Origin of the sequence: Streptomyces sp. NPDC059371 (genome assembly GCF_042751995.1) — a bacterium.
Lineage (GTDB): Bacteria > Actinomycetota > Actinomycetes > Streptomycetales > Streptomycetaceae > Streptomyces.
In genome coordinates, this window is sequence record NZ_JBHYXD010000001.1 from 1 (window position 1) to 12,581 (window position 12,581).

A 12,581-nucleotide genomic window follows, 5' to 3' on the forward strand; every position below is an offset into this window, starting at 1 on the left:
ACCCGCTACCGGAACTCGATCCCCCTCCCCCCACCCCGCCGAACGAAGTTGGAGTCGTATCGTGCATCTCGATCACCTTCACCACGGACCGTCCGCCGTCAGCGCCGACGCCCGGCGGCCCGACGGAAGGCGCCGTGCCCTGCGTATCGGGCTCGGCGGCCCCGTCGGCTCCGGGAAGACCGCGACCGTCGCCGCGCTCTGCCGGGCGCTGCGCGACGAGTTGTCCCTCGCCGTCGTCACCAACGACATCTACACCAGCGAGGACGCCGAATTCCTGCTGCGGGAGGCCGTGCTGCCGCCCGAGCGCATCACCGCCGTCGAGACCGGCGCCTGCCCGCACACCGCGATCCGGGACGACATCTCCGCCAACCTCGAAGCGGTCGAGGATCTGGAGGACGAGATCGGCCCGCTGGATCTGATCCTCGTGGAGTCCGGCGGCGACAACCTCACCGCGACCTTCTCCAGGGGGCTCGTCGACGCCCAGATCTTCGTGATCGACGTCGCCGGCGGGGACGACATCCCCCGCAAGGGCGGGCCCGGAGTCACGACGGCCGACCTGCTCGTCGTGAACAAGACCGACCTGGCGCCATACGTGGGCTCCGACCTCGGGCGGATGGCGACCGACGCCAAGGCCCAGCGGGACGGACTTCCCGTGGTCTTCCAGTCGTTGCGCACCGAGGCCGGTGTCGCGGCGGTCGCCGACTGGGTGCGGGAGCGGCTCGCGGCGTGGACCGCGTGACGACGGCGGGAGTCCGCGCCACCGCGCGGATCGAGGCCAGGGACGACGGCCGGGGCGGGACCTCGCTGCCCGTGCTGGACGGAGAGGGACCGCTCGCCCTGCGCCGGGTGCGAAGCGGTGGGCCGGAGGCGCGCGTGATGCTGGTCGGGGCTATGAGCGGACCGCTCGGCGGCGATCGTCTCGCCGTCGAGACCCGGGTCGGTCCGGGCGCGCGCCTGCGGGTCGGCTCGGCCGCCGCCACCATCGCCCTGCCCGGACAGGCCAAGGGGGAGGCCCGCTACGACATGCGCCTCGACGTCGCCGACGGAGGCGAATTGTGGTGGCTGCCCGAGCAGTTGATCTCCGCGGGAGGCAGCGAACTGTCCGTCTCCTCGCGCATCGAGTTCCGGAGCGGTGCCCGCCTGGTCTTCCGGGAGGAACAGGTACTCGGGCGCGTGGGCGAGGAACCCGGGCGGCTGACCAGCCGTCTGACCGTGCGATGCGACGGACGGGCGCTGCTCGACCAGGAGTTGGCGTGCGGTCCCGGTGCGCCCGGCGGCTGGGACGGGCCCGCCGTCCTCGCCGGACATCGGGCTCTCGGCCAACTCGTGATCGTGAGACCGGAGTTCGAGAGAGACCTGCCGACGGCACGGCCGCTCGGGGAGTACGCCGCGCTCACCCCGCTCGCCGGACCCGCCGTGCTCGTGACGGCACTCGCGCGCGACGCGCTGCTGCTGAGACGGGTGCTGGACGAAGCACTGAGTGAACTGACGTAATGTCAACTATGTTTGCCCATAGACATATTCACATCCGGCTGACCGCTCACCGGAACATGCCGTACCGGCTATCGGATTGGTAAAGAACACCGGTCGCGTCTGTTCCCAGGGACCTCACAGCCGAAAGGATCCCCGTACCAATCGCAAAGATGTACGGGGAGGTCACACTTGAGGTCCAAGAGACCGACGAAACGAGTGACGGCACTGGGTTCGGCCGGTGTGCTCGTCACGGCGACCCTCATAGCCGGAGCCGTCGCGGCGCCGTCGGCCACCGCCGACTCGCGGCACGGGCAGGGCTCCGGGCAGAGCCGCGAGCAGCGCGGCGCGGCCGTCGCCGCCGAGCGGGCCGCCAAGGCCGGGATCGACTGGCAGGACTGCCCGGCCGACTGGGGCTTCGAGAAGCCGATCCAGTGCGGCTGGGTGAGCGTGCCGCTGGACTACGCACACCCCCATGGCAAGCAGCTCAAGCTGGCCGTGGACCGCATCGGGAACACCGGCACCAAGGAGGAGCGCCAGGGCGCGCTCGTCTACAACCCGGGCGGCCCCGGCGGTTCCGGCATGCGCTTCCCGCGCCGTGTCACCACCAAGGCCCCGCTGTGGGTGAACACCGCCAAGGCGTACGACTTCGTGGGCTTCGACCCGCGCGGAGTCGGCCACTCGGCGCCCATCTCCTGCATCGACCCGCAGGAGTTCGTCAAGGCGCCCAAGGCGGACCCGGTCCCGGATTCCGAGGCCGACAAGCGGGCGCAGCGCAAGCTGGCCGCGGAGTACGCCGACGGCTGCGCCGAGCGCAGCGGCAAGGCCGTGCTGGCGCAGATGACCACGCCCAACACGGCACGCGACCTCGACGTCATCCGGGCCGCGCTCGGCGAGAAGAAGCTCAACTACCTGGGCGTCTCCTACGGCACCTACCTCGGAGCCGTCTACGGCACGCTCTTCCCCGGGCACGTGCGCCGCATGATCGTCGACAGCGTCGTCAACCCGTCGCGCGAGAACATCTGGTACCAGGCCAACCTGGAGCAGGACATCGCCTTCGAGGGCCGCTGGAAGGACTGGGAGGACTGGGTCGCCAAGAACGACGCCACCTTCCACCTCGGTGACACCCGCGCCAAGGTGCAGGACCAGTGGCTGAAGCTGCGTGCCACCGCGAAGAAGGCCCCGCTGGGTGGCGTCGTCGGCCCCGCCGAGCTGATCTCCTTCTTCCAGAGCGCCCCGTACTACGACTCCTCGTGGGTGCCGACCGCCTCGGTGTTCAGCAAGTACGTCGCCGGTGACACCCAGGCGCTCGTCGACGCCGCGTCCCCCGACCTCACGGACACGGCGGGCAACATCTCCTCGGAGAACGGCAACGCCGTGTACACGGCCGTCGAGTGCACCGACGCGCAGTGGCCCACCAGTTGGAAGAAGTGGGACCGGGACAACACGCGGCTCCACGCGCAGTATCCGTTCATGACCTGGGCCAACGCGTGGATGAACCTGCCGTGCGCCACCTGGCCGGTCAAGCAGCAGTCCCCGGTGAACGTGAAGACCGGCAAGGGTCTGCCGGCCGTCCTCATCGTGCAGTCCACCAATGACGCCGCCACGCCGTACGTCGGCGCCGTCGAACTGCACAAGCGGTTCAAGGGCTCCCGCCTGATCACCGAGCAGGGTGCGGGCTCGCACGGTGTGACCGGACTGGTCAACCCGTGCATCAACGGGCGGGTGGACTCCTACCTGCTCACCGGCAAGACGGACGCCTCCGACGTGACGTGCACGCCGCACGCCACGCCGCAGCCGTAGTCCCGACAGCACGAGGGGGCGGCCGGAATCCCGGCCGCCCCCTCCGTCGTGCGTGGCGTGCGCGTCTGCTTCGGACGCGTCAACTCAACGGCATCCGGGGGAACCTGCGTCCCGCCTCGGCCTTCTCCGCCGCTTGCTCCGCCTTGGCGACGGCCGCGTACTGGTCGACGTACTCCTGCTCGGAGAGGGTCAGGATGGCGTACATGATCTCGTCGGTGATGGCCCGCAGCACGGCCTTCTCGCCCTCCATCCCGTCGTAGCGCGAGAAGTCGAGAGGCTTGCCGAAGCGGATCACCACGGGGTGGATCCGCGGGAGCTTCCGGCCCGGCGGCTGGGCCTCGAAGGTGCCGATCATCGCGCACGGGATGACCGGGGCCTGAGCCCGCAGGGCCATCACGGCGACGCCGACCTTGCCCTTGTAGAGGCGGCCGTCGTGCGAGCGGGTGCCCTCGGGGTAGATCCCGAGCAGCTCGTCCTTGTTCAGTACGCCGAGCCCCTCGCGGATCGCCGCCTGGCCCGCCTCCTTGCCGGAGCGGTCCACCGGGATCTGCCCGATGCTGCGGAAGAACGCCGCGGTCAGCCGCCCCTTGATACCGGGCCCGGTGAAGTACTCGGCCTTCGCCAGGAAGGTGATCCTGCGCTTCAGGATCGCCGGCATCAGGAAGTGGTCCGCGAAGGACAGGTGATTGCCGGCGACGATGGCACGGCCCGACGACGGAACGTGCTCAAGGCCCTCGATCCGAGGCCGGAAGGTCACTCTCAGCAGCGGACCCAAAAGCACATATTTGAGCACGTGATAAAACACTGGGGCACTCCTCGTTTTCCCCGGGGAGCGATCAGTGTAGGCGCGGCCGTCGCCGGGCGTAACCATCGAGGTGTCACTCTCTGTGGCCTCTTGGCCGGTATCAGACCCCTTGCGTCAGCACTTTCTCAAGAGACCCGAGAGCCGACAGGAGTTCCTCCGCCGTGATGGTGAGCGGCGGCGCCAGCCGGATGGTCGAGCCGTGGGTGTCCTTGACCAGAATCCCCTCGTGCATCAGGCCCTGGCTGATCTCCCGGCCCGTGCCGATGGACGGGTCGATGTCGACACCGGCCCACAGTCCCCGTGAGCGGAAGCCCTCGACGCCCCGGCCCACCAGGGCCGTCAGCCCGTCCCGCAGCAGGACGCCCAGTTCGGACGCCCGTCGCTGGTACTCACCGGTCTCCAGGAGGCCGACGACCGCCGAGCCGACCGCCGCGGCCAGCGGATTGCCGCCGAACGTCGAGCCGTGCTCACCAGGACGCAGCACGCTCAGCACGTCACGGCGGCCGACGACCGCGGAGACGGGCACGATGCCGCCGCCGAGCGCCTTGCCGAGCAGCAGCAGGTCGGGGACGACCGACTCGTGGTCCACCGCCAGGGTGGTGCCGGTGCGGCCGAGGCCGGACTGGATCTCGTCCGCGACGAACAGACAGCCGGTGCGGCGGGTGAGCTCGCGGACGCCGGCGAGATAGCCGTCGTCCGGGATGATCACGCCCGCCTCGCCCTGGATGGGTTCGAGCAGCACCGCGGCCGTCGTCTCGTCGATCGCCGCTTCGAGGGCGGCCAGGTCGTTGTACGGCACGATCCGGAAGCCGGGCGTGAAGGGGCCGAAGCCGGAGCGGGCCGTCTCGTCGGTGGAGAAACTGACGATCGTCGTCGTACGGCCGTGGAAGTTGTCGGCCGCGACCACGATGGTGGCCGCACCGGGCTCGACGCCCTTCACCTCGTACGCCCATTTACGGGCCACCTTGACGGCGCTCTCCACCGCCTCGGCGCCCGTGTTCATCGGCAGGACCATGTCCAGGCCCGTCAACGCGGCCAGGGACTCCGCGAATCCGGCGAGCTGGTCGTTGTGGAAGGCCCGTGAGGTCAGGGTGAGTCGGTCGAGCTGGCGGTGCGCCGCCTCGATCAGCACCGGGTTGCGGTGGCCGAAGTTGAGCGCCGAGTAACCCGCCAGCATGTCGAGATAGCGGCGACCCTCGACGTCCTCGACCCAGGTGCCCTCGGCGTGCGCGACGACCACGGGCAGCGGGTGGTAGTTGTGCGCCAGGACGGGGCCCTCGGCCCGGATCAGTTCCTCGGAGCTGCGTGCACCGGCGTCGGCGGGCGTGGTCGCACGGGCGGGAGCGGTCATGAACGGATCTCCTGTGTGCAGCACTTGATGCCGCCGCCGGCCTTGTGGAACTCGGACAGGTCGACGGGGACGGGGACGTACCCATGGCGGACGAGTTGCCCGGCGAGGGCCTCGGCACGCGGCGCTATGAAGACGTGACGGCCGTCCGAGACGGAGTTCAGGCCGAAGGCGAGGGCGTCCTCATGGGTGGCGAGCACCGCGTCCGGGAACAGCCGGCCCAGCACCTCGCGGCTGCCCGGCGAGAACGCCTCCGGGTAGTACGCGATGTTGTCCTCGTCGAGGACGAAGAGCGCGGTGTCCAGGTGGTAGAAGCGCGGGTCCACCAGGCGCAGGCTGATCACCGGGACGCCGAAGAACTCCTGGACCTCGCGATGGGCCTCGGGCGTGGTGCGAAATCCCGTACCGGCGAGGATGTGGCGGCGCGTCGGGACGAGATCGCCCTCGCCCTCGCACACCGACTCCGGGCGGTAGACGTCGAAACCGGCCGTCTTGAACCAGGTCTCGTACGCGGTGGACTCGGGGCGGCGCTCCGGTGCGTGGAAGGACGAGCCGAAGACACGGCCCTCCAGGACGAGCGCGCAGTTCGCGGCGAAGACCATGTCGGGAAGGCCGGGGACCGGCTCGACGGAGTCGACGGTGTGGCCGTGGGCGCGATAGGCGCTGATCAGCGCCTGCCATTGATCGCGCGCGAGATCGACGTCCACGGGGGTGTCGGGACGCATCCAGGGGTTGATCGCGTACTGCACGGCGAAGTGTCTGGGTTCGCAGACGAGAAAGCGCCGGGGACGCGGCACACGGCTTTCGGACACAGAGAGGTTCCTCCGCTTCCTGCGGTGTCATCTGGTGGGATGTCTCAACGGTAAGAAGCGGGGGACACGGGCGACAAGCGACGAGAGCTGCGCGTATACGCAGTACTGCTGCGTGATCGGAGGGCTCAGCGCACGTTTCCTGCGTCATCCGGGGCGGCGTGGGTCGCCCCGGCCTCCGGGGCCTCGGGCAGCAGATGCGACAGCACCATGTAGCTGATCGTCTTCCGGATGAACGGCTCCACCCGGATGCGCTCCAGGACCTCCTCGAAGTGCTCCACATCGACGGCCCGTACGTGCAGCAGCGCGTCCGCGCCCCCGGTCACCGTCATCGCCGCGGTGATCTCCGGATGGTTGCGCACCACCTCCGCGAGGCGCCTGGGGGGCGCCGCGCCCTCGCAGTACACCTCCACGTACGCCTCCGTGCGCCAGCCGAGCGCCGCGGGCTTCACCGTGGCCGTGAAGCCGGTGATCACGCCCGTCTCGCGCAGCCGGTCGACCCGGCGCTTGACCGCCGTCGCGGACAGTCCGATCGCCGCGCCGATCTCCGCGAAACTCGTCCGGGCATTGGCCATCAGGGCTGTGATGATCTTGCGGTCGAGCTCGTCGAACATCGCGGGCTTGCTGCTCATGGCTGCACTGTATCCAGCGGCGGACGCCGGCCGGCCGGGGGCGACGGCCGTGTCCGGCGCATGTCCAGCCGTGCGATTGGCTCCTACACTCCACTCTCATGCTGCGCGCGCTCGCCGTCGACGACGAACAACCCTCCCTCGAAGAGCTGCTGTATCTGCTCAACGCCGACCCCCGGGTCTCCAGCGCCGAGGGGGCGAGCGACGCGACCGAGGCGCTGCGCCGGATCAACCGGGCCCTGCAGTCGGGCCCCGGCGGACCCGAGGCCATCGACGTCGTCTTCCTCGACATCCACATGCCAGGCCTGGACGGGCTCGACCTGGCCCGGCTGCTCGGCGGGTTCGCGCAGCCGCCGCTCGTCGTGTTCGTCACCGCCCACGAGGGATTCGCCGTGCAGGCCTTCGAACTCAAGGCCGTCGACTACGTCCTGAAGCCCGTACGCCGCGAACGGCTCGCCGAGGCCGTCCGCAGGGCCGCCCAACCCCGCGACACCGCACCCCTCATCCCCGTCCACGAGCCCGACCCCGACCACATATCCGTCGAACTCGGCGGAGTCACACGCTTCGTGGCCGTCGAGGACATCACCCACGTGGAGGCCCACGGCGACTACGCCCGGCTGCACACCGCGCAGGGCAGCCATCTGGTGCGCATCCCGCTTTCCACCCTCGAGGAACGCTGGCGCTCCCGCGGCTTCGTCCGCATCCACCGGCGCCACCTGGTCGCCCTGCGCCACATCGGCGAACTCCGCCTGGACGCGGGCACGGTGAGCGTCCTCGTCGACTCCGTCGAACTCCAGGTCAGTCGCCGGCACACCCGCCAACTGCGCGATCTGCTGCTGCGCCGGACCACGAGCTGAGGAGCACCCGCGTGCCGCAGGACCCCACCGAACGCCGCGTGGTCGTCACCGGAGTGCCCCGGCACACCCGCCGGACCTCCCCCTACTACCGGCCGAGGACCGAGATCGACGAACAGACCACGCTCGGGCACACCTATGTGCGCTCCCTGATGCGCAGTCAACTGCGGGCGGCCTGCCTCACGTTCGCCGTGCTGGTCCTGCTCGTCGGACCACTGCCGCTGGTCTTCGCCGCGATGCCGGACGGAGCCACCGTGGAATGGGCCGTCCTCGGCTTCTGCCTGTACCCGCCGCTGGTGCTGCTGGCCCGCTGGTACGTACGGCGGGCGGAACGCAACGAGAGGGACCTCGTGCGCCTGGTCGAGGACCGCTGAACCGTGAACGAGAACTACTCCGTCCCCGCCGTCGCCCTCGTCGTCCTCGCGACCGTCCTGGTCGGCGCGTTCGGGCTGCGCATCTCCCGGACCACCTCCGACTTCTACGTCGCCTCGCGCACCGTCGGCCCCCGGCTCAACGCGGCCGCGATCAGCGGCGAATACCTCTCCGCCGCCTCCTTCCTCGGCATCGCCGGCCTGGTGCTCGTCCAGGGCCCCGACATGCTCTGGTACCCGGTCGGCTACACCGCCGGCTATCTCGTGCTGCTCCTCTTCGTCGCGGCACCCCTGCGCCGCTCCGGCGCCTACACCCTGCCCGACTTCGCGGAGGCCCGGCTCGGCTCCCAGGCCGTCCGGCGGCTCGCCGGGGCGTTCGTCGTCGGCGTCGGCTGGCTCTATCTGCTGCCCCAACTCCAGGGCGCGGGGCTGACGCTGGCCGTGGTGACCGACGCGCCCGACTGGTTCGGCGGGGTGCTGGTCGCCGTCGTCGTGGTGGCCACGGTCGCCGCGGGCGGCATGCGCAGCATCACCTTCGTCCAGGCCTTCCAGTACTGGCTCAAGCTCTCCGCCCTGCTCGTCCCCGCGCTCTTCCTGATCCTCGCCTGGCACTCCCACGGCGCCCCGCGCGACGCCTTCGAGGAACCGCCGGCCTTCCGCGAACAGCGCCTCGTCCAGATCGATTCCACGCTCGACCTGAAGCTGTCCCGGCCGCTCACCGTCACCGCGACGGGCACCGTCGACGGCCGGCGCTACGAGGGCACGCGCGTCCGGCTCCCGCGGGGCACCCACCGCGTCGACGGCGGCACCCGGCTGGCCTTCGACCGGGGAACCCGGGTCCCGGCGGCCGAACGCGGCAGCGCCGAGGCCCTGTCCACCCCGCCGGCCGCCGGCCGTGAGGAACGCCCGCTCTACGCCACGTACGGACTGATCCTCGCCACCTTCCTCGGCACGATGGGCCTTCCTCACGTCGTCGTCCGCTTCTACACCAGCCCGCACGGTGTCGCCGCCCGCCGCACCACCGTCGCCGTCCTCGGCCTCATCGGCGCCTTCTATCTCCTGCCGCCCGTCTACGGCGCGCTGGGCCGGCTGTACGCCCCCGAACTCAGCCTCACCGGCGACGCGGACGCCGCCGTCCTCCTGCTGCCCGACCGGATGATCGGCGGAGTCGGCGCGGACCTGCTCGGAGCGCTCGTCGCGGGCGGCGCCTTCGCCGCGTTCCTCTCGACGGCGTCCGGGCTCACCATGGCGGTCGCGGGCGTGCTCACCCAGGACGTCCTGCCCTCGCGCGGCGTACGGCACTTCCGGCTCGGCACCGTCCTGGCGATGGCCGTACCGCTCGCCGCGAGCGTGCTGGTGGGCGGGCTGCCCGTCGCCGACGCGGTGGGGCTCGCGTTCGCCGTGTCCGCGTCCTCCTTCTGCCCGCTGCTGGTCCTCGGCATCTGGTGGCGGCGGCTCACCCCGCCCGGGGCGGCGGCCGGGATGGTCGTCGGCGGCGGCGCGGCACTCGTCGCCGTCGGCGCGACCATGGCCGGCTACCCGGGGACGGCGGGCTCGCTGCGGGCTCTGCTCGCCTGGCCGGCGCTCTGGTCGGTGCCGCTCGGCTTCGTGACCATGGTGCTGGTGTCGCTGGCCACCGCCGCCCGTGTACCGCCCGGCACGGCGGCGATCCTCGCCCGCTTCCACCTCCCGGAGGAACTCACGGACGACCAGGTCCGCGCGGCGGTCGGCGCCCCTGCGGGCACGACCGCGGGCACGACCCCGGGCACGAAGGAGACCGGCGGGGTGGTGAGCGGGTGAGCGGGTTCGTCGCCGGGCTGTGCGTGGCCGTGCTCCCCCTGCTGGCGGCCGGGTTCTGGCTCGGCAGGCGTACCGCGCGGCCCGAGAGCCTCGGAGGACTCGGCACCCCGGTCGAGCACGCCACCTTCCAGACCCTGCACACCGCCTCGCTCGCCGCGCCCCCGCTCCGCGCCGGACTCACCGAGGAGACGGCCCGCCGGTCCGCCCGGCGGCTGCGCACCCTGCTCGGCACGGACGCCCTGTGCCTCACCGACCAGGAGACGGTCCTCGCCTGGGACGGCGTCGGCGCCCACCACCGCACCGAGATCATGGAACGACTCGGCGCCCCACTGGAGACCGGCCGGGGCGAGGCCTTCCGGCTGACCTGCGACGAGCCCGACTGTCCGCTGCGCTGGGCCGTCGTGGCCCCGCTCACCGTCGACGAACGGGTGCACGGAGCGCTCGTCGCCTGCGCGCCCCGCGAGTCCGCTGTCCTGGTGCGCGCCGCCGGCGAGGTCGCGCGCTGGGTCTCCGTCCAACTGGAACTGGCCGACCTCGACCGGTCCCGGACACGGCTGATCGAGGCGGAGATCAAGGCGCTCCGCGCGCAGATATCCCCGCACTTCATCTTCAACTCGCTCGCCGTGATCGCCTCGTTCGTCCGCACCGATCCGGAGCGCGCCCGGGAGCTCCTTCTGGAGTTCGCCGACTTCACCCGCTACTCGTTCCGCCGGCACGGCGACTTCACCACCCTTGCCGACGAGCTGCACGCCATCGACCACTACCTGGCGCTCGTCCGGGCCCGCTTCGGCGACCGGCTGTCCGTCACCCTGCAGATCGCGCCCGAGGTACTGCCGGTCGCGCTGCCCTTCCTCTGCCTCCAGCCCCTGGTGGAGAACGCCGTCAAACACGGTCTGGAGGGCAAGACCGACAAGAGCCACATCAGCATCACCGCGCAGGACGCAGGTGCGGAGGCGCTGGTGGTCATCGAGGACAACGGCATCGGCATGGACCCCGAACGGCTGCGCCGCATCCTCTCCGGGGAGGTCGGCCCCTCCGGGGGGATCGGACTCTCCAACGTCGACGAACGGCTGCGCCAGGTGTACGGCGACGATCACGGCCTGGTCATCGAGACGGCGGTGGGGGCGGGAATGAAGATCACCGCCCGGCTCCCGAAGTACCAGCCGGGCGTCCATTCGGCGACCCGCCGTCCGCGGCAGTGAGGCTCCGGGCAGCCGGGGCCCGCCGCCCGCGCCAGTGAGGGTTTCCGGCGGCCGGGGCCCATGGGTGCGGCGGGCTCGCGGTCAGGTGCTGCGGGAGACCACCATCCCCAGCGTGATCAGGCCGAGCACGACCCAGCCGAACCACAGCCAGCCGTTGCTGCCCAGCGCCACCGTGTAGGCCGTCACCACGACGAGCCCGCCCACGGTGAGCACCCCCATCGTCTTCGTCGAACCGGGCATCGCAGCACCCTCCTCGAGGCGGGTCCGCGACGCGGGCCGTGGCCATTGGGGCCATTTTCACCCGGAGGGGGGCGCTTCGCCAGGGCCGTGCGCGCTCCCGGGCCCCGGGCGCGGACCGTGACTCAGCGACTGCGTGCGTTCAGCGAGGCCAGATAGGCGTTGTAGGCCTCCAGCTCCTTGTCGCCGTCCCGGTCCGCGGCGCGGTCCAGGCGCCGGGACTGCCGCTGCTCGGAGTTGTACCACTGGAAGAGCAGCGCGAGCAGGACGAGGACGGAGGGGATCTCGCTGAACGCCCAGGCGATCCCGCCGGCGGCGGTCTGGTCGGCGAGCGCGTCGATGCCGAGCGAGGCCGGCGGGTTCTTGTACGACTCGACCATCGGGCCCGACGCCATCATCAACGAGATGCCGAAGAACGCGTGGAACGGCATCCCCGCGAACAGCTCCAGCATCCGCATGAGGTAGCCCGGCCGGTGCGGACCGGGGTCCACACCCATGATCGGCCAGAAGAAGAACAGGCCGACGAGGAGGAAGTGGCACATCATCACGATGTGGCCCGCGGTGGAGCCCATCAGGAAGTCGAAGAGAGGGGAGAAGTACAGCCCGTACAGGCTCGCGATGAACATCGGGATGGTGAACGCGGGGTGCGTGACGATCTTCATGTACCGGCTGTGCAGGAACATCAGCAGCAGTTCGCGCGGCCCCTTGGAGCCGCGCTTCGCCGCCACCGGCAGCGCGCGCAGCGCCAGTGTGATCGGCGCCCCGAGCAGGAGCAGGATCGGGGACAGCATGCTGATCACCATGTGCTGGACCATGTGCACGCTGAACATGACCATGCCGTAGTCGTTCAGCCGGGTGCACATGACGAGCATCACCGTCAGCACGCCGGTCACGAAGGCGGCCGTACGGCCCCACGACCAGGCGTCGCCGCGCCGGGCCAGCCGGACGACACCCCAGCCGTACAGTCCGAGCCCGAGCAGGCACGCGACGAGGAAGAACGGGTCCGGGGACCACACGAGCCCCCGCCCCAGCGTGAACGGCGGCAGATCCATGGTCATGCCGTGCCCGCTGTGATCCATCCGCCGGCTCCTGTTTCTGGGGACACCTCCCGGCCCTTTTAAGGCACTGAAGGAGGTTGTGTGCTGTCTGTCCGCACCAGAGTAGAACCCCCCCCCCGCGCCCGAGCGGCCCGGGGGGGGGGCGCCGCCGGGGGGCGCCCGCGACCCAGGGCTGGCGCGGGGGAGAGGCCGCCC

At 71.0% G+C, this 12,581-nt stretch carries 13 protein-coding genes; 7 read left to right on the top strand and 6 right to left on the bottom strand.

Features of this window, described 5'->3' with window-relative positions:
- The first annotated feature begins 61 nt into the window (after positions 1 to 61).
- The 3 genes from ureG (at position 62) to ACFXGX_RS00015 (ending at position 3,273) form a co-directional block, all read left to right on the top strand.
- Positions 62 to 739 (top strand): urease accessory protein UreG, encoded by a 678-nt coding sequence (gene ureG / locus ACFXGX_RS00005; RefSeq protein WP_384782831.1) that lies wholly within the window; start codon positions 62 to 64, stop codon positions 737 to 739.
- On the top strand, positions 727 to 1,494 hold the full coding sequence (locus ACFXGX_RS00010; protein ID WP_384782834.1) for an urease accessory protein UreD: 768 nt from the start codon (positions 727 to 729) through the stop codon (positions 1,492 to 1,494). The genes ureG and ACFXGX_RS00010 overlap by 13 nt, the downstream gene beginning before the upstream one ends.
- Positions 1,495 to 1,662: 168 nt before the next feature.
- Positions 1,663 to 3,273 carry an alpha/beta hydrolase gene (locus ACFXGX_RS00015; RefSeq protein WP_384782837.1) on the top strand — a complete coding sequence of 537 codons (1,611 nt, stop codon included), beginning with the start codon at positions 1,663 to 1,665 and terminating at the stop codon, positions 3,271 to 3,273.
- A 79-nt stretch (positions 3,274 to 3,352) separates the two neighbouring features.
- On the opposite strand, the gene ACFXGX_RS00020 is transcribed toward ACFXGX_RS00015, so the two are convergent.
- The 4 genes from ACFXGX_RS00020 to ACFXGX_RS00035 form a co-directional block, all read right to left on the bottom strand.
- Complete coding sequence (locus ACFXGX_RS00020; protein WP_384782840.1) at positions 3,353 to 4,078, bottom strand: lysophospholipid acyltransferase family protein; 726 nt, start codon at positions 4,076 to 4,078, stop codon at positions 3,353 to 3,355.
- A 100-nt stretch (positions 4,079 to 4,178) separates the two neighbouring features.
- On the bottom strand, positions 4,179 to 5,429 hold the full coding sequence (gene rocD, locus ACFXGX_RS00025; RefSeq protein WP_384782843.1) for an ornithine--oxo-acid transaminase: 1,251 nt from the start codon (positions 5,427 to 5,429) through the stop codon (positions 4,179 to 4,181).
- Positions 5,426 to 6,238 carry a dimethylargininase gene (ddaH, locus tag ACFXGX_RS00030; RefSeq protein ID WP_384782846.1) on the bottom strand — a complete coding sequence of 271 codons (813 nt, stop codon included), beginning with the start codon at positions 6,236 to 6,238 and terminating at the stop codon, positions 5,426 to 5,428. The genes rocD and ddaH overlap by 4 nt, the downstream gene beginning before the upstream one ends.
- Positions 6,239 to 6,363: 125 nt before the next feature.
- Complete coding sequence (locus ACFXGX_RS00035) at positions 6,364 to 6,867, bottom strand: Lrp/AsnC family transcriptional regulator (RefSeq protein WP_351865762.1); 504 nt, start codon at positions 6,865 to 6,867, stop codon at positions 6,364 to 6,366.
- 98 nt (positions 6,868 to 6,965) lie between these two features.
- Between ACFXGX_RS00035 and ACFXGX_RS00040 the strand changes: the two genes are divergently transcribed.
- The 4 genes from ACFXGX_RS00040 to ACFXGX_RS00055 are packed head-to-tail and all read left to right on the top strand — an operon-like array spanning position 6,966 to position 11,091.
- The gene (locus ACFXGX_RS00040; RefSeq protein WP_384782850.1) at positions 6,966 to 7,721 is read left to right on the top strand and encodes a LytR/AlgR family response regulator transcription factor; all 756 of its coding nucleotides are present in this window, start codon (positions 6,966 to 6,968) and stop codon (positions 7,719 to 7,721) included.
- Positions 7,722 to 7,732: 11 nt separating this feature from the next.
- Positions 7,733 to 8,092, top strand: a complete 360-nt coding sequence (locus ACFXGX_RS00045) for a hypothetical protein (RefSeq protein WP_384782853.1) — start codon at positions 7,733 to 7,735, stop codon at positions 8,090 to 8,092.
- 3 nt (positions 8,093 to 8,095) lie between these two features.
- Positions 8,096 to 9,889 (top strand): cation acetate symporter, encoded by a 1,794-nt coding sequence (locus tag ACFXGX_RS00050; RefSeq protein ID WP_384782856.1) that lies wholly within the window; start codon positions 8,096 to 8,098, stop codon positions 9,887 to 9,889.
- Positions 9,886 to 11,091 (top strand): sensor histidine kinase, encoded by a 1,206-nt coding sequence (locus ACFXGX_RS00055; RefSeq protein WP_384782859.1) that lies wholly within the window; start codon positions 9,886 to 9,888, stop codon positions 11,089 to 11,091. Before ACFXGX_RS00050 ends, ACFXGX_RS00055 begins: the two co-directional genes overlap by 4 nt.
- 81 nt (positions 11,092 to 11,172) lie before the next feature.
- Here the strand turns inward: ACFXGX_RS00055 and ACFXGX_RS00060 are convergent, their stop codons facing one another.
- Entirely contained in the window at positions 11,173 to 11,331 is a 159-nt protein-coding gene (locus ACFXGX_RS00060; protein ID WP_384782862.1) for a hypothetical protein, read from the bottom strand.
- A gap of 122 nt (positions 11,332 to 11,453) precedes the next feature.
- On the bottom strand, positions 11,454 to 12,407 hold the full coding sequence (locus ACFXGX_RS00065; protein WP_384782865.1) for a cytochrome c oxidase assembly protein: 954 nt from the start codon (positions 12,405 to 12,407) through the stop codon (positions 11,454 to 11,456).
- Between the last annotated feature and the right edge of the window lie 174 nt (positions 12,408 to 12,581).